This window comes from Clostridium swellfunianum (assembly GCF_023656515.1).
Lineage (GTDB): Bacteria > Bacillota > Clostridia > Clostridiales > Clostridiaceae > Clostridium_AT > Clostridium_AT swellfunianum.
Map to the genome: position 1 here is coordinate 2786717 of NZ_JAMOFV010000006.1, position 18385 is coordinate 2805101.

General features: G+C 33.8%; 13 protein-coding genes. 2 read left to right on the forward strand and 11 right to left on the reverse strand.

The features are described 5' to 3' along the window. Positions 1-39 precede the first annotated feature (39 nt). From NBE98_RS13325 to NBE98_RS13345, 5 genes are all read right to left on the reverse strand, one after another. Positions 40-2784, reverse strand: a complete 2745-nt coding sequence (locus tag NBE98_RS13325; RefSeq protein ID WP_250815467.1) for a sensor histidine kinase — start codon at positions 2782-2784, stop codon at positions 40-42. A gap of 68 nt (positions 2785-2852) precedes the next feature. After that, a complete protein-coding gene (locus NBE98_RS13330) occupies positions 2853-4457 on the reverse strand; it encodes a response regulator (protein ID WP_250815468.1) in 1605 nt (534 codons plus the stop codon). Positions 4458-4521: 64 nt separating this feature from the next. After that, positions 4522-5616: a GntR family transcriptional regulator gene (locus tag NBE98_RS13335; protein ID WP_250815469.1), complete on the reverse strand. Its 1095-nt coding sequence runs from the start codon at positions 5614-5616 to the stop codon at positions 4522-4524. A 155-nt stretch (positions 5617-5771) separates the two neighbouring features. Then, a complete protein-coding gene (locus NBE98_RS13340; RefSeq protein ID WP_250815470.1) occupies positions 5772-8468 on the reverse strand; it encodes a DUF8487 domain-containing protein in 2697 nt (898 codons plus the stop codon). 28 nt (positions 8469-8496) lie between these two features. After that, a complete protein-coding gene (locus tag NBE98_RS13345; protein ID WP_250815471.1) occupies positions 8497-11820 on the reverse strand; it encodes a tetratricopeptide repeat protein in 3324 nt (1107 codons plus the stop codon). Positions 11821-11959: 139 nt separating this feature from the next. On the opposite strand from NBE98_RS13345, the gene NBE98_RS13350 reads away from it, so the two are divergent. Beyond that, positions 11960-12808, forward strand: coding sequence for an AraC family transcriptional regulator (locus NBE98_RS13350; RefSeq protein WP_250815472.1), 849 nt, complete (start codon positions 11960-11962; stop codon positions 12806-12808). Positions 12809-12987: 179 nt separating this feature from the next. Here the strand turns inward: NBE98_RS13350 and NBE98_RS13355 are convergent, their stop codons facing one another. After that, positions 12988-13554, reverse strand: a complete 567-nt coding sequence (locus NBE98_RS13355; protein WP_250817577.1) for a TetR/AcrR family transcriptional regulator — start codon at positions 13552-13554, stop codon at positions 12988-12990. Positions 13555-13779: 225 nt separating this feature from the next. Between NBE98_RS13355 and NBE98_RS13360 the strand changes: the two genes are divergently transcribed. Next, positions 13780-14676 (forward strand): phosphatidylserine decarboxylase, encoded by an 897-nt coding sequence (locus tag NBE98_RS13360; protein WP_250815473.1) that lies wholly within the window; start codon positions 13780-13782, stop codon positions 14674-14676. Between the two features lie 11 nt (positions 14677-14687). On the opposite strand, the gene NBE98_RS13365 is transcribed toward NBE98_RS13360, so the two are convergent. The 5 genes from NBE98_RS13365 to NBE98_RS13385 all read right to left on the reverse strand — a co-directional run bounded on the left by NBE98_RS13365 (position 14688) and on the right by NBE98_RS13385 (position 18383). Further along, the gene (locus tag NBE98_RS13365) at positions 14688-15170 is read right to left on the reverse strand and encodes a M48 family metallopeptidase (protein WP_250815474.1); all 483 of its coding nucleotides are present in this window, start codon (positions 15168-15170) and stop codon (positions 14688-14690) included. An 86-nt stretch (positions 15171-15256) separates the two neighbouring features. Next, a complete protein-coding gene (locus NBE98_RS13370; RefSeq protein WP_250815475.1) occupies positions 15257-15997 on the reverse strand; it encodes an ABC transporter permease in 741 nt (246 codons plus the stop codon). After that, positions 15985-16737 carry an ABC transporter ATP-binding protein gene (locus NBE98_RS13375; RefSeq protein ID WP_250815476.1) on the reverse strand — a complete coding sequence of 251 codons (753 nt, stop codon included), beginning with the start codon at positions 16735-16737 and terminating at the stop codon, positions 15985-15987. The genes NBE98_RS13370 and NBE98_RS13375 overlap by 13 nt, the downstream gene beginning before the upstream one ends. A gap of 15 nt (positions 16738-16752) precedes the next feature. Then, positions 16753-17715 (reverse strand): ABC transporter substrate-binding protein, encoded by a 963-nt coding sequence (locus NBE98_RS13380; RefSeq protein WP_250815477.1) that lies wholly within the window; start codon positions 17713-17715, stop codon positions 16753-16755. Between the two features lie 83 nt (positions 17716-17798). Next, positions 17799-18383 (reverse strand): UbiX family flavin prenyltransferase, encoded by a 585-nt coding sequence (locus tag NBE98_RS13385; protein ID WP_250815478.1) that lies wholly within the window; start codon positions 18381-18383, stop codon positions 17799-17801. Positions 18384-18385 lie beyond the last annotated feature (2 nt).

The window sequence follows — 18385 nt, forward strand, 5'->3', positions numbered from 1 at the left end:
AGTTTAAATTATAAAAATGAAGAAAATAAAACAGCAGGGCTACGTTAAATTGTAGCCCTGCTGATCTAATAACGGAAAATTGATAGTGACCACTGCCCCTTTTCCTAAAATACTATCTATTTCTATGCCATATTCATCACCAAAATATAATTTTATCCGTTCATGGACATTTATTATTCCAATACTTTGTCCTTTAGTTTTACCTTCCAGCCTTTCCTTTATTTCGCTCAGCTTATCTTTGCTCATCCCAGCCCCATCATCACTTACTGATATCTTTAATCTGTCATTAAGCTTATGAATCGCTACTATAATAGTTCCACCATCTTCAGTTACCTCCAGTCCGTGATAAATTGCATTTTCCACTATTGGCTGAAGAGTCAACTTTAGAACTGGAGTTTCCATCATGTCGTCACTTACATCGTAAATTACTTTAATCTTATCCCCAAATCTCATTTTCTGAATATCTACATAAGTTTTTACATGAGCCATTTCCTCTCCAAACCTTACTATTTTTTCACCTCTTGTTATACTTGTTTTAAACAATGCTATAAGCAGTTTAATCATTTGTTCTGTTCTAGGGTCTTTGATGAAAGCCATATATTGTGCAGTTTTTAAGGTATTATATAGAAAGTGCGGATTTATTTGTGATTGCAGTAAATTAAGTTCATATTCTTTAGCCTTAATTTCTGCATCTTTTATCTTAACCTCAGAAGTATACTTTTCTTCAATTAATAGATTAATACGGTCAAGCATATCATTAAAGCTATTGCCTAATTCGCTTATTTCATCCTCAGCAGTACTCTTAAAACGAGTTTTTAAGTTTCCTCTCTTCACATTTCTAACTATTTTAATCAAAGATGATATATTTAGTGAAAGTATGGAAGAAAATCCATAGGAGAATCCAAAACTTAGGATAACAAGTCCAATGAGTACAATAACACTGTAAACAAGTATATTTTCATTCTCATTGAAATTCTTTAAAAGAAATACTAAACTCCACTGGTTTTCATCAAAGTATTTCGATATCATTAGATAGTTATTACCATTTTCCCGAAAAGATATCCTTTCATTCTTTTCAAATGAAGGTTTGTTAAATATTAATATATCTGATAATCCCTTCTTATCACTGCTCCCAATATCACTAAAGATATTATTGCCAGTCCTATCTACAAGATAAAGATCCAAATAGCTATATTTCAAGAATACATTCAGCATCTTCTCAATATCTTCACCATTAAAATCAATTAAAATAAAACCTAATAGTTTTCCAGCTTCTATGCCGTCTGCTGCACCTCTAATCTGCATTCCTATACGTATGCCTTTCTTATTAAAAGGTGATTCCGTATAGCTTCGCCATAGAAAAGCACTAAAATTATTTCTAACATAATCCAAATCAGCTTTTGTATCAGGGCGCATCATGAATGGTCCCCCGTAAGTAGAAGAGTATACCAGCCTTTCCTCGGTGTCATATATAGTAATATTAGAAATACCCTTATCAAATAAATTTCTAGATAGGATAATATTATTCATCTCGTCCCGTATTTCATTATCTAAATTATTGGAAGAATTACTAACATCAAGAAGCTTTTGTACCTTCTCGTTGAAAGAAGAAGTTTCTATTGTCATCCTCCGGTAATTATTGTAGACAAATTGCATCTGTTGATAGAGAATTTGAGCACTATATTCAAAAACGGAGCCTACTTTGTTCTCTACTGTATTTCTGGCTGAAAAATATGAACTACCTGTAATTAAAACAACCGGAACAGTTACTATAGTGCAATACAAAATAAGCAGAGTCAATTTGAAGCCAATGTTTCTCTTGAAAAACACAATTGGCTTATTTTCAATATAACTGTGATTTAACTCACTTATCTGCGCCTCCATATTTTTAATAGGCTTAACGATTTTTTTGCCTGTGATAGTCAATATAACTACAGACAAAATAAGGCATACTATTCCAATTTTTATATTAGCTGTAAGGTTTTTATTAATAGACTCCTGAAGCTTATCAAAAGTAAATGTATTTGTTATAGTCCACCCTTCATAGTTTAATGCATTTTTAAATGAGAACTTTTGTCCAGTCAACTCATCATCATTTACATTGTAGGTCAACTCAGCGGAGTTTCCGGCATTATCGGTAATAAAAATCCCGTTTCCTGCAAACTGCATTTCCTCAATGAGTTTTTTACTTAATACTACAACCATATATGCCTTAATTTCATTACTATAAGGCTCAAATACAGGACTTATAATTGCTAATCTTTCATAATTTCCTTCTTTATATCTATCAAGGAAAAACTGACTTTTTGAGTTTTGAAGCAAAGGTTTGTTTAGATTATTATAGAATTCTGCAGCTCCATATTTTTCATAATATTTCCCTACAGAATTACAAGCCTTGATAAAAATATTTCTATTATAGTCAACTACTAGTACTGCGTCTACCTTATCATTACTTAAAATAAGATTTTTCAAGAATGATTCATAGTCCTTCTGCGCTTTTATTAGAACATATGGATCTGATTCATTTGAACTTATTATACTGTCAAAATACTGATTTTTCATCGACATACTAACGATATTTGCAAATTCCCCTAAATAAGTGTTGGCTTTTTCAACTGCTGCACCGGTTGCTATTTCATTTACGCGTTCAAACTGAGACAAAATAAATCTATTCGTAACAAAGTAGCAAGTTATGGTAGTTAACCCTATAGATATCAATGAAAGAATAATTCCAAAAAGGATGATTTTCTTTTCCAGAGACTTTTTAAAGCTAAATTTTATCATACAACATCCTCGTATTCCTTTTTTTACACATAACCATTATTAATCATCATGCTCCTCATAAGTTTTGGTTAACCTTTATATTTTTCTCTGTATTCCAAAGGTGTAAGGCCCGTTACGCTTCTAAAAAGTTCACTAAAATAGCGAGGCTTCTCATAACCAACCAAACTTGACACCTCATAAACTCTATAGTTAATATCCCTTAGAAGTCTTTTTGCTTCTTCAATCCTTACCTCAATGAGTATGTGTTTAAAGGTTTCTCCTAAATCCTTACTGAAAAGCCTTGAAAGATGAACTGGATGAACATTTACATACCTTGCTAACTCCTCAAGGCTTATTTGTGCAGAGTAATTTTCCCTTATATAGCCTAGTGCTTCATCTACAATTCTTCTATTTTGCATATTATTATCTTCATTTACTAAAGAAAACGCCTCAACAATAAAAACTTCCAGCTTTCTAAAAATCATCTCTATAGTCTCACAATATCCAATCTCTTTTATTATATAGTTTGATTTTTCAAGCAATGCATCAGACCTTATTCCCATTTCCTTCAGATCTGTCATTACTTCCAGGATTAACCTAACTACGTATCCTGAGATCATATCAATATCTGTTAATTTAGATGATATAAATTCATTTTTAACTTTTTCAATAAACTCAATCAATTTAACGGGCTCTTTACTATGAACGAGAGGTATTATTTCTTTCAACAATCGTTCTTCTTTCATATAGGTCAGCTTTTGTCTGTTATTGTAACCTATCTCACAGTCATTGATAATGCAATTGTTAATATAAGCCTTGTGAAGGAAAGTCCTTCTAGCACTCTTATAGGAGCTGCATATGTCTTTCAAATTATCTGCCATTCTTCCAATAACACAGGATATATCAAGACATTCTCCTTCGCTTTTTTCATGCAATCCCAGCTCTTCTTTTAGATTCTTATATACTTCATTTATAGATTGTTCCAATTCTTTTTCTGAAATAGTCCAAACAACACAGACCATATCATTTAAAAAGATAACAAATCCTTTATTCTGAATTTCAATATTTTCATATAGATAGCCTCGGATAAATTCATTTATTCTACGTACTCTGTCTGCACCGGAATAAAAGGTCATAAGTTTATATTCGTCAAGCCCAAACAAAGAAATGCCATACGTGGGTTTTTTTTCAGGAATACCAATTTTTCGAATCATAGCTTCAGTTTTATCGTCAAAACCCGAAGCACTTTCCATAATGCTTTTGAAGAGTAGCTCCCGCTGCCTCCATATATCTTCGCTATCCATACTTATTTGATTTTCTTTATCTAAAACTTCTTTAAGCTTTGTAAAATGATTAACTATTTCATCTTCCCCGTCAGACTTTAAAATATATCCGTAAATCCCACACTCTATACCTTTCCTTGCATAGTCAAATTCATTAAATGCACTAAATAAAGTTACCTTAGTTTTCGGAAGTCTGGTTTTTACTTCCATAGCCAATTCAAGACCATTTAATACCGGCATACGTATATCTGTCAGAATAGCATCTACTTCTGTTTTGTCTAAAAATTCCAGAGCCTTGTATCCATTTTCGCATACCCCTGCTACTTCAAAACCAATGGAATTCCAATCAATAATTATTGGCATAACACCCCTAAAAATTTCTTCATCTTCAACAATAAGTAGCTTATACACCTTCAAGCACCTCCTGAATTTTTTACTATTTAAAACTGCAGATTCACATCTCTGAACAGATTAATTATATTTTAAAACTGCTTTCTCTCATCTTAAGTTCCGGCTGTAAAACAACAATTTTATTGTTAGGTATCATTTCCCCATTCATTTTACTTATCAACAATTCGGCAGCTTTAGTGCCTGTCTCGTAAGTTTTAAATCTTACTGAAGTAAGTTTCGCAGGAAGCATCTCACATATACTTGTATTGTCATAACCTACAATTCCGACATCTTCCCCAATTGCTAACCCAGCTTCAGTAATTGCTTCATAAGCTCCCATTGCGATATCATCATTAAAGCAAAATATTGCATCCGGCCTTTTACCTTTATCCTTTGATAGCAGCATTTTTGTGCTATTGTATCCATGCTTTTCTTCACCAGAAGTTTCTTCAAATACTACTAATTCCTCATTAAGCTCAGCCCCTGCTTCATATAGAGCACTTACATATCCTTGATATCTTTCAACAGATGCAGAATACATAAATCTTGAAACATATGCAATATTCCTATATCCATTTTCCAGAAGATGTTTTGTTGCAATATATCCTCCATAAAAATTATTAGACATTACTTTAGGAGCCTCAATATCATCTACACCTCTATTACAAAATACAAAAGGGATTTTTCTTTCTTTCAGCAATCTAAATGAGTTTATATCTTTCTTCTCAGAAATAGCAGGAACTATAATTAAACCTTTAACACCTGATTCAATCAACTTGCTAATTTGCTTTGCTTGTTTATCTGCATCATTATCAGAATTACATATTATAACATTCACATCGTTTACACTGGCGACATCTCCGATACCCCGTAATATACCAGGATATGCGTCATTCATTATGTTTGGCAGAATAATCCCTAAACTGATTGCTTGTCCTTCGTCAAGCTGTTGAATAGCTTTTACTTCTCGTTCACTAACAAAAGTTCCACTGCCATTGAGAGAATATAAATATCCTTCTCCTATCAATTCCGATATAGCTCTGTCAATTGTGGTTCTTGTTACATTATACTTTTTTACCATGTCAGTTCTCGATGCAATACGCTCATTCGGAGACATGGATTTTATCTCCTCTATGATATTTCTTTTTATCTGCTTATACAATAGATTACTATTTTCCATACAATCATCCTATCCCGACCGCTTGACACTCCGCAATCAATACTTATTAATGATTACATTATACTATACGTACTCCACATCGTAAATATGCCCAACAAAAACCTGTCCGCTTGCCAGTCTGATTTTTGTTGGGCATATTTTAAATTAATGTGTTTTTATAAAAATATAGCTTTAAGCTGCTCTATTTCAATGTGATTTTTTGGAGAAAAATCTACACTCTCCATATATCTAAATAAATTATAAAGAAATTGTCTTGCCACTGGCCTCTCATCAATATTGCTGTTTAAGTCAATACTGCACATTAAAAGTTCTCCATGACCAACTCTTCCCTCAAGCAGCAGCCCTAGCTTGCGATTTTTATTCCAGTCATCTATTATTTGAACTATAGGCTTAAACCCTGCATTCAGCCCATCCAGCACCATAAACTTTGATTTTGTAATAAGATCAAACCACTGCCAGTTTGTATGAAAATCTGTTGTAAAGTTTTTTAATGCAGGATTTTCAGGATTACATAAAACTCCTAATGTATGAGGTTTTTGCCCCCTTGTCCATGCAGTATTCCAAAATATTGTAGTAAATCCTGCAGGTATATCATTTGATATAAATTGATCCATTACAGGCATAAACAATACTTTTTTTCCTTGTCTTAGCTCACTTATTGTTTCTTCAAGAGACTGTGTCATCACAATCTCTTTAGGTACTGTTAAATCAAGCTTATCAGTATACACCCAAATGCTCCAGCTGTTGCTGTATTTTGTTCCTTTTATTGCAACAGTAACAATGAGCTCTGAAGATTCATCTATAGCATTAAGCTTTAATTCTATATTTGATACTTTAATACCATTACCAACGGGTAATGATACAGGTGCTGATTCTCCATAAGCTACCTTATTGCCATTCTTATTCTCAATTTGCCAGACAACTATCGCTCCTTCAATGGGACTTGCTCCAAAGTTGGCAATTTCGATGCTGCCTTTAAAAGTTTCATTGTTCGTCCACACTACCTTGCTCATTCTCAGAAGTGGCACTGTTTCACAGCAGAATCTATTAAACTCAGTCTCATCAACATAACCTTTTGATTCCCAGAAAGTATCAAGCATACCTACCAGAGCAGTTCCCTGACCAGGAAAATCAGTTAAGCCAAGCAGCTGAAATCCTCCAAAGCCTTTTGTACGCAGAGCAGCTTCAATATCCTCTTTATATAGTAGTGTTTGAAGCTTACCTGACCCCTTGAGAAAATCCTCCGCTTGTTCAAACATACCTTTTTGTATCAGACTATCCTTAATAATTTCAAAATTCCTTGGTTCTAGTACTCCTGTATATTTATCCATCTCCTTAAAGTTTGGATATGAACACCATTGACCGATCTCATGAGAAACTACAGGAACTGCGCAGTCCGCGATTTGTTCATTATAATCAAAATCTGTAGTTAAAGGCTTTGCATTTAGCCTTCCACTAAGGTTCGCCAGCCAATCCTGTGCCCTAAGTACTTCTTTCCTATTCTTAATGCAGTGATAGTCATTTTCAGAAACTTCCGGCCAACCTGCACAGCCAGTATACAACCGCCTTGAGTCCTTGTTTCTCCAATAAGAAACTATCTTTGACAGGAACTTATTCATATTTTCACCTGAAGGTTCATTTCCCACTGCCATCATACAGAATGAGGGGTGATTTCCATAAGCTCTAAGTATTCGCTCCCCTTCTTTATATATAAATTCATCAACTTCCGGATCTTCTCCTAATACAGTCCAAACAGGCGTCTCAATTTGAAGCATTAAACCGGCTGTATCCGCAGCAGTAAAAGCTGCTTCAGGCGGGCACCAGGAATGAAACCTAATATGATTCAAGCCATAATCTTTTGCAATCTTGAACAATTTATTCCAAGATTCAACATCTGTTGGAGGGTATCCTGTTAATGGGAAAACACAGCATTCCAAGGTACCTCTCAAAAACGTTGGTCTTCCATTAATCATAAACTGCAAACCCAGTGCTTTGAATTCTCGCATTCCAAAATCTACACTATTGCTATGTTTAAATTTGCAGGAATCAGTTTCTCCATCAATACAAGCAGTTAATTTATACATAGCAGGTGAAAATTCATCCCAAAGCTGCATCTTAGATCCAATCTCATATTCTACTTCAATAACTTTGCTTTTATCTTGAAAATCAAAAGAAACTTCTAATTCTGAAAGGCTTTGAAGCATCTTTGTATTCCAAGTACTTGCATTTAATGATAGCTTTCCTCGCACTGCTTCATTAGAATCATTTTGAAGAGAAACTATAACCTTTGCAGTTGCTCTTTCGATATCAGGATAAACTTGAACATCAGCTATTCGCACTTTATCATATGCCTCTAATTGAATTTTACCAATTACTCCATTCCAATTAGTCTGGGTTTCCTTTGTAACAGAATGAGCATTTACTCCTACATCGTATTTAACTGTGTTGTCCACTCGTATAGTCAAAATATGATTTCCCGGAGTCATAAAGCTGCTTACATCATAATTGTGAGCTACGCATAAGCTGTCCTGCATCCCTGCTTCTTTTCCATCCACCCATACTCTAGTTTCGATATGGCAGCGTTCCAAAAATAGAACTATACTTTTGTCTTTAAATTCCTCGGAAATAAAGACCTCCTTTTGATACCAGGCAGCCCCTATATACTCATAGACTCTGCTTAGACGATGAGGGTCTTTCTCATTTGTTTTTCCTCCATAACCCGCCTCATCCGTTGACCCAGGAAGCTTAATTTTTTCTGATAATATCCCATCAAACCATTTTTCTTCAATACCTTTATTATCTTTATCCAATTTAAAGTTCCATTGACCAGCTAAAGATATAATACTTTTCATAATGACCCTCCTGCTTTTCTTTGGGCTACTAAATCATTTTGTAGTGAGTTAAAGCTCCTAAATGGTTAATATCAAGCTTAATAACCTCAGCAAATTTTTTTCTTGCTTCCTCAAATTTCTCAAGGCCTAATTGTCCAAGTCCAATTAAGTAAGAACAGTGAACCATATTCTTCTTGTTCAAGTCTTCCTCAAATATTAAGAAATCAGGCAGCGAAACTGCAAAATAATCTATAGCTACTTTATCAAAAATATGCTTTTCTCCATAACCTATAAGCTTATTGAATCTACCTTTTGCTTTTTCTGTTTGCCTAAGCTTTAGTAGAGCTAGACCTTGATAAAATATCATGTCTGCCGGTTGGTCATTATAAAACATCATTCCTGATGGTTCATCAAGTCCAATAGATGCTTTAACAAAATAATCTTTAGCTGTTTTTTTATCATTAAGCCTTTCATAAGCACATCCAAGGTAATAATTTATATTATTTTCTTGTGCTCCTGCAAGCTTACCCTCTCCAAGGTTATGAGGATATACCATTGCATCCTTAAAGAGTTTAACAGCTCCATTATACTCACCTTTTGCTAAAAGCTCTTTGCCAAGTTCTACGTGGCAGTAAACATATTCAGCTGTTACCTTTCCTTCTCCACCTTCCCAAGGATGGAATTTCCTATTTAATATAAGTTCTCTTGCTTCTTCATATCTTCCAAGGAAATTCAAAAGGCTCACATTTTCAAGGTATAAATCATCACGTATTTGTACTAGTTCTCTATATTTTTCAAAGTTAACTAATCTTTCTTCATGTCTGTAACCTATTTTTTTGTATAGCTGATCTAATTCAAGAAATACCCTTGCATCTTTTTGATTTAAATTAAATGCTTTTTCTAAAGCATCTTTAGCTTTTAAAGGCTGTTTCTTTTTATTATAATAAGCAAGAGCAAGGTTTCGATGTACAGTTGCAAAGCTTTCATCTAAAGTTCTTGAAGTCTCCCAGGAAATAATTGCTGCATCATATTGTTTTTTATCATACCAAAGGTTGCCCAAATAATAGTGGGCTTTGGCATCTCCACAATTTAAATCCTGTACATTCCGCAGCACTAAAATATCTTCTAATTTGCTCGGAAAGCAATAATCTGAATTCACCTTCATACCTTTTTCATAGTATTGTAAAGCACTTTCTGAATCACCTGATTTATAATGATAATATCCAATATAATAGTAAACCATTGGACTAATGTTCTTTCCGTCAAGCAATCTCTCAAGTATTTCAATTGCTTCCTCATAAAAGCCTGCACCAGCATAATCAATTGATAATTCTATATAGTTGTTGCTATTATTTCTCATTATACTGGTTAGTTCCTTTAAAATTGATATCGCTTCTTCTTGCCTGCCTGTTTCAGTGTATATTTTATAAAGCTCATTTCTGGAGTTGAAATCCAGGACATCAATACTTAGGGTTTGCCTTGAGAACTTCTCTGCTTCTTCATATCTCTTTAACTTTCTTAAAATTGTACTTTTTAACGCCCTTGCCTTATAATTATGATAATTTCTGATTATGGATTTTTCTACTATATCTAAAACTTCTTCATATTCACCTTTTAATGCAGCTATGCTTGCTAAGGAGAAATAACCTTTATCCTGACAAGCTCCATTCCATACAGATTTATAAAAAGCATCAAAAGCAGCATCATACTTGCCTTGCATTTTAAGAGCCAATCCTAAATTATAATAAGATTCTCCATCATATGGGTTTGTATTAAACTTAGTTATCTTCTTAATTGCTGCTTTAAAATATTTTTCACAGTCCTCAAATAAGCCTTGTCTAAATAGAAGATTTCCATAAGCATTATTAATCCTTATATCCTCTGGGTCTCTCTTTAGTCCTTCTAGGTAATATACCTCTGGTTCATAGGTGGCATGCCTGTATTGTTCCAGGTGTAAGCCAGTGAGATATAATTCTTCATTGCTGCTAATCTCATGAGGTAAAAGTGCAGCCTTTGCAGCGTCTGGTATAGGTTCATTTTTCTTCTCTCTTGGTCTATAGGCTATAAGTTCTTTTCCCGTCTTATCCTTTACAGTAATACAAAGGTCCTTTTCCAATTCACTTTCTTCAAGGTAGGCCGAAGCATTAAAACTGTTTACCGGAGAAAGTGTTGCTATAGAGTTTAGGTAAGTTTTGTTTGTGCCTTGTAAAACTATTTGAGCATCCTCAAAAACAGAGGTAGCATACACATTAACCACTGCTTTCTCGCCAATAACTTCAAGATTTACTGCTGCATCAATAGAAGCATTTTTAACTACTCCAGCATTTTTATAAGGCATAAAATATTGCTTGAAGGTTTTTTCCTCATAAGGCTCCATCCAAGTAAAGTCAGGTTGATTATCAGTATATACTCCTGTCATTAACTCAATATATGGACCATCTTCATCTGTTAAATTTCTATCCCAAGCCTTGCCAAAGTCCCCACATCCCCAGGTCCACTGTTTTTTGCCAGGTGATATATGATGATCTGCAATGTGCAATATGCCGGCTTTCTTTTCATGGTCGTAACCACCTACAAAATTATAATCTGAGTGATATGCCATATAAGAAGTTGGTACCTGTATGTTTTTATATCTGGATATATCAACACCGGCGGAATAGTCCATCTTATAATAAGTTCCTGTGGCAATAGGGAATTTAGATACGTCTCTCTTACCATGGTCAAAAACAGCGTGTACATCAGGCGGAAATACTGATTGTGTATAATCATTCACTGCTACTGCAGGATTTGCCCACCATAGAAAGGTTTGAGGTACAGAGGTTCTATTATAAAGCTGAGCTTTAATTTCAAGATAAGCCTTTCCAGGATACAGTGTAAATCCCGCCATTCCCTTTGTTCGAAACATCTTTTCAATTTCGCTGACCCAAACAGTTTTACTTCCATCTACATTTTCAGTTAGTCTATAATCTACCGCCTCAAAAGTACTAGGTCTATGATGCTGAGGCCAGTTGAATTCGATTCCCCCTGAAATCCATGGACCTGCAAGCCCTACTAATGCAGGCTTTATTACTTTATTATAATATACAAAATCATAGTTGTTTGTTTTATCCAGTGCTCTTTGAATTCTCCCACCTATTTCGGGTAAAATAATTATTTGCAGGTATTCATTTTCTAAGAAAACTGCTCTATATTTTTTCTTTTTCTTCTCATCATATATCTTGTCTATAACAGGATTGGGATAAACCTTACCCGAGCTTCCTTGGTATACTCTTTTTTCAAGAAACATTGGGTTCTTATCAGGTTCACCAACTTCGTAGGTTGGAATTTCAATATCTTGCTCCCATATCTTCACACCAAATTCTTTATGTTCCACTTGAATTTCCTCCATTTACTTATTAGACTTGCACACATTATGACTATATTATATAATTCAATTATTATATGTACATTACAAATAGTTGCCCATGTATTTAAAAATATTGCTGTAATTTATAGGTGGAGGAATTCTTACAATGTATATTAAAGAACCAGGAGTCCTACAAAATTCAAGTGCCTTTTTTCATACTCCAAGCAGTATTGCCAAATCAATTTTTTTCTATTTAAAATGTGCCGGCCATTATTTCTGCACAAAGGGATACTCCGTAAAAAGAGATAACTACGACAGCTATCTGTTTATGTATATAAAATCTGGTAATGGATTTATTTCTTATGATAATAAGGTATTTACTGCAAAGGCAAATGACGTTGTACTTTTAAATTGCAATAAACCTCACGGCTATTCCACAGAGAATTGGGAAACTCTTTGGATACATTTTGACGGAAATATGAGTTCGCAATATTTTAACTTAATCTATGATAGCTTTGGCTGCATTTTTTCCTTAAGGGATAATACTTTGATACAGAAGAATCTTTCAATTATAATAAACTCATTTATAAGTAATAAAGACATAAACGAACCGCTAATCTCCTGTTACATACAAAGAATGCTTACTGAACTATTTCAGCTTCATTTAAGTAATAATGCAGATGGCTTAGATAATAGTTCCAGTCCAATTGCTTTAGCTACCTCATATATTCAAGAAAACTTTAAAAATAAAATTATTCTTGAAGAAGTAGCCTCAAAAGTAAATCTAAGCGTATTTTACTTTAGCAGGCTATTTAAAAAAGAAATGGGATATTCTCCTTATGAATATATACTAATGACTCGTATTAATGAAGCAAAAAAACTATTAAAGGGATCAACTCTTTTAGTAAAGGAAGTTGCATTTGCTACAGGCTTTAGCAGTGAATCGAGCTTTGTAACCTCCTTTAAGAAACACACTAAGCTAACTCCAATGAGTTTCAGGGATACTCCGGTTTAAACAACTTAATAAACCGTCTATATTTATATATATTTCCTGCTTTATAGCTTAGTTGGGAGACTTAATAATATGTTTTTATTGTCAAATAGAGCCATATTATTAAAATGTTAATGCTATATATTTTAATAATAAAAAAATCTCTAGATTTCATTTTAAAATGTAATCTAGAGATTCTATATTTACGCTTGAATTCCGTGTAGAATATTATTCATTAGATTATCTGATATTTCGTCTAAATTATTTTGACCTTTATTAATAAGCTCATATACAGCTGCCGAACACAAGGTTCCGAAGAAGGTATAAGCCATAAAATTTGGTTCTCCCTTTTTAATAAGACCATCTTCGATAGCCTCTTTAATATACTGTTCAATACTTCCTATATAGCTTCGAATTATCTCTCTAAGCTCCAGCTGTCTTATCTCCTGCCCCCAAAGCTGGCTCATAATCATTTTAAAAAAGTCTCTTTTTTCATATACTAACTGAAGCTGAAGCCTGCAAATAACCTTTAGCTTTGATAGAGAATCTTTTTCTTTCTCTGCCGCTTCTTTAAGCTCATCTTTGATAAGCTCCATTCCTTCTGTTATTATATATTTAAATATTTCTTCCTTGCTTTTAAAATGGTAATAAAGCGTACCCTTAGCTACCCCTGCCTCCTGAGCCATATCATCCATGGTGGCGCCATCATAACCTTTTATAGAAAACACTCTAATTGCTGCCTCAAAAATAGACCTTTTGGTCTTGCTCATCATAAAAATCACTCCAAAACTTTTTTTCATAAGTATTTTATTTAGTATAACCAGTATAATTTTATGTAATTTTCTGCAACTTGTCAAATTAAAAGCTATGGTTAAAACTATAAATTATGTGGTAAAATAATGTAGATTAAAGTCTTAAATTGATTTTAAGCAGGTAGCTTCCGAATCTGGTAACGTCTTTCAAGCTATCTTGTCCCAGAAGAAAGGGTTGAATTTATGATTAAGTACTATAACAGAAAAACTAAAGATTACGAAATAGAAAAGGTTGCAGGAGAAAAATATTTAAACTGGACTTATTCATCACCAGTTGGCATGACCCTATTAGAAGCTCTTATAAAGAAAAAAGCTTTTTCAAGCCTTTACGGCTGGTACTTAGATAGAGGTCTTAGTAAAAGAAAAATCAAAAATTTTATAAATGAATTTAACTTAGATATGTCTATTACAGAAAAATCAGAGAAAGATTATACTTCTTTTAATGATTTCTTTTATAGAAAGCTAAAAGCTCACGCTCGCCCAATAGATATAAATAAAAATTCAGTTGTTTCTCTTGGTGATGGAAAGCTTTATGCCTATGAAAGTATAGATATGAATAACTTAGTACAGGTTAAAGGCTTCACCTACAGTTTAAAGGAGCTTATCAAGGATGATAAGATTGCCCAAAAGTATGATAAGGGAACCTGCTTGATTCTTAGACTCTGCCCCACAGACTACCATCGCTTTCACTTTATAGATGCCGGTACTTGTGGAGAAACAGTAAAAATAAATGGGGCTTACTACTCTGTTAATCCTGTTGCTCTTCAAAAGGTAGAAAAGCTGTTTTGTGAGAACAAAAGAGAATGGAGCACCTTCCACTCTGATAACTTAGGCGATGTGCTTTATGTTGAAGTGGGAGCTACTTGCGTAGGTTCAATAATCCAAACCTACACGCCATATGAAAGAGTTAAAAAAGGCGAGGAAAAGGGCTACTTTAAATTTGGAGGTTCAACAGTAATTTTATTCTTTGAACCTAACAAAATTAAAATAGACAAGGACATCATAGAGCAGACCAACAAAGGTATTGAAACCTATGTACTTATGGGCGAAAAAATAGGGAGTATAAAAGGTTTTGTGTAAAGCAAAACCTTTTATACTCCTAATTTATTTCCATTATCCTTTAGCCATTGCTGCCTTTTTTCATAGTCAGGCAAAATGCTCTGAACCAAAGTCCAAAATTCCTTAGAGTGATTCATATGGACAAGATGGCATAGTTCATGAACAACAAGATAGTCAACAATTTCAATTGGAGCCATTATAACTCTCCAGTTGAAATTTAAATTTCCTTTGGAAGAACAGCTTCCCCATCTTGTTTTTTGTTCTTTTACTGTTATTCTATTATAATTAACCTTAAGCTTTTCAGCGTAATAGTCTACCCTAGCTTTATAGATATTAGCAGCTTGAAGTCTATACCACTTTATAAGTACCTGCCTTACATATTCATCTCTGTGAGTTTTTATCTTTCTTGAAACAAATACATTAAACTGTGTCTTATCAAATATAACCTGTATTCCCTCATTGAAAGACTCACTTATATTTAGCTTATAGTCCTGTCCCAAAAGTTTTAAATTCATAATTTCAAGCCCTATTCTACTGTAATTCTTTATTTCTTGCTTATTAAATTATAACACTGATTATAACGTATGTTAATAAAAAGCTGTTATCTCCATGCACAAACGTAGCTTTCTAATATATCAATTATAGCAAAGATCAGTACTCCCATTATACTAAGTACCACAATTCCACAGTACATCTCAACATAGTTTACTCTCATCCAGCTATCCATAATAAAATAGCCCATACCAAATCTTGTCCCATAGGTTTCTGTAAAGAAAAGTATGGATACCGCTGTTCCAAGAGCAAGTCTTGTAGAGGTTATTATTTCAGAAAAGGAGGCTGGAAAAACTATTTCTCTAAATATTTGAAGCTTGCTTGCTCCTAGGGAATATAGAGAATGATAGGTTTCCTTAGGAATAGCTTTTACTGAATCTCTAGCTGTAATTATTATTTGAAAAATTACTATCATAACTAGCATTATTATTTTGGAGCTTTCTCCAAGACCAAATATAAGCATTACAATTGGAAGTAATGCCATTTTAGGCACTGGATAGGTGAAATAAATTAAAGGCGAGAGCAGCTTATCGACAGAGTTATAGTATCCCATAAGATAACCTATTGGAACTCCTATAATTAATGAAACAAAAATACCGCCAAAGATTCTTGCCAAGCTGTAAAGTACATGTATAGCTATTGTATTACTAAATATCTCAATTATTTTAGTGTAAATTTTCAAAGGTGACGGTACAATAGGAAGCTGTATGTTAAAAAAAGCTATGTACCATAAAACAGTTATTATTATAAAGCCATATAAATATGCTTTTATCTTTTTTATGAAGAGCATTTTGACCAACTCTCTTTGATTATTTTTCTTATTTCTCTGGAAATATTGTAGTATTCATAAGTTTCTCTCAAATTCTCAAGACCAAAGGCTTTATTTTCAATAATTTTCATTATCCTTCCAGGAGAAGACGAGAATACTGCTATTTTTCTGCCTAGATATATTGCTTCATCCACGCTGTGAGTTATAAAAACAGTAGTTACTTTATTTTCTTTCCAGGTTTCTATAAAAAGCTCCTGCATTTCTTCCCTTGAAATGGCGTCTAGAGCTGAAAATGGCTCGTCCATTAAAAGTAGGTCAGGCTTTAGAATAAAAGCTCGGGCAATAGCAACTCTCTGCTTTTGCCCACCGCTTAATTCTTTTGGATATCTTTTAAGTAGACTTGTAAGACCAAGCTTTTCTAAAATATAATGCTCGTAGCCATCAGTCTTTTCCCTTTTTATCTTAAGACCTATCAAGGCATTTTCTTCAATGGTTTTCCAGGGCAATAAACCGTAGTTTTGAAGCACAAGACCTATGCGATGAATCTTAGGATTCACTGCAATCTTATCTATTAGGACACTTCCAGTATAATTCTCTTGAATGCCGGATAATACACTTAAAAGTGTAGATTTTCCACAGCCTGAAGGGCCAATAAAGGTATAAATATCACCAGTATCTATGTCTATACTTAATTTATCTAAAGCAAGCACTTGTTCCTTATTTCCTTTATATTCTACTGAAAGGTCCTTTATTTTTATCATTAGGATTTTTCTCCTTTATTTTACGAACTCTTCGCTTATTAAATCCTTAAAGGTGTAGCTGTTTTTGATTAAGTTCTTGCTCTTCATCCAGTCTAAAACCTCTGTTACATCCTTTTCCTTTGACATTTGAGCTTTTGTGTATTTTGGAAGAACTATGGAATTCTTCATATCCTCTGGGAAGCCAACTTCCTTAACTAAAAGGTCTGCAAAGCTTGCTACAGGCTCTTTATTTAAATAATCTACAGCATCATTGTACGCCTTGTACACAGCCTTTATTTCCTTTGAGCTTTCCTTTATAGCTTTTGAAGTAAATGCCATAACCCCTGGATTTATACCATGCTTATCAGTGCTGTCTATAACCACTGCTCCATTTTTAACTGCAAGGCTTGCCATTGGCTCAGGTAAAGTTGCTGTATCTACCTTCCCATTTTGAAGCATTTCAAGCCTTGTTGGAATTTGTGGAACTATTTCTTTTTTAATATCCTTATCAGTAAAGTTAGCTGATTGAGCTAATTTATCTGTAGCATATTCTATAAGAGTGTTTTGTGAAATTGCAACGCTTTTTCCCTTAAGCTTTTCCAAGCTATCTATTCCAGATTGCTTTCCTGCAAGAAGCTTGTAGTTTCCGTCTGTCTTTGAGGTTATTTTTACATCAAAGCCACCTTCTTTAGCAAAAGCAACTGCTAGTACATCTGTTATAACTCCGTCAAGCTTTCCACTTTGAAAAGCACTGTCTCTATCCTTTGCACTTTTAAACTGCTCTATCTTTACATCTACTCCAGCATTTTTAAAGTATCCTTGCTTATCTGCTATTACAAAAGGCACAGAATCTGTGTCTGGAAGAACTCCTATTGTTATTGTCTTCTTTGGCTCCTCTTTTTGTGTATTTGCTGCTGGCTGAGTATTAGCTCCCTTGGAGCAGGCTGCAAAAGTAAATATATTTAATGCTGCTAATAAGCAAACTAGTGATTTTTTCATAACTAATTCCCTCTTTCTATCAATTAATATATATATTTTATGTTTATTTTTTAAGCATTTGTTTATAAAGTATTGGGGCAAAACTAATACTCGTCATGTCCCCATTTTTTAAATAGATTATTTTCTATATCTAAAGCATCTAGCACCTTGCCGACTACAAAATCAATTGCATCATTAAGGCTTTGAGGCTTGTGATAAAAGCCAGGCATAGCGGGAAGAATTACTGCCCCTGCCTCACTTAAGCTTAGCATATTTCTTAAATGAATTGTTCCAAAAGGAGTTTCTCTTGGTACTACAATCAATTTTCTTCTTTCCTTAAGGCACACATCTGCAGACCTTCCCAAAAGATTCTTCGAAACTCCGTTTGCAATCTCTCCAAGGGTAGACATTGAGCAAGGCATTATTATCATGCCATCCGTTTTAAAGGAACCACTTGCCGTTGCTGCAAACAGATTGTCTATGTTATGAATTTTTATTCTGTCTTTATGCTCTTCTATTTTCCTTAACACGCCATCCATATCATATTCTGTTTCATACTCCATAACCTTTTTGCCTGAGTCTGTAACTATAACATGTACTTCATTGCTACTTCTCAGTAATTCTTCTATAAGTCTAATTCCATATATACTTCCACTTGCTCCTGTAATTCCTACTATGTATTTACCCAAGT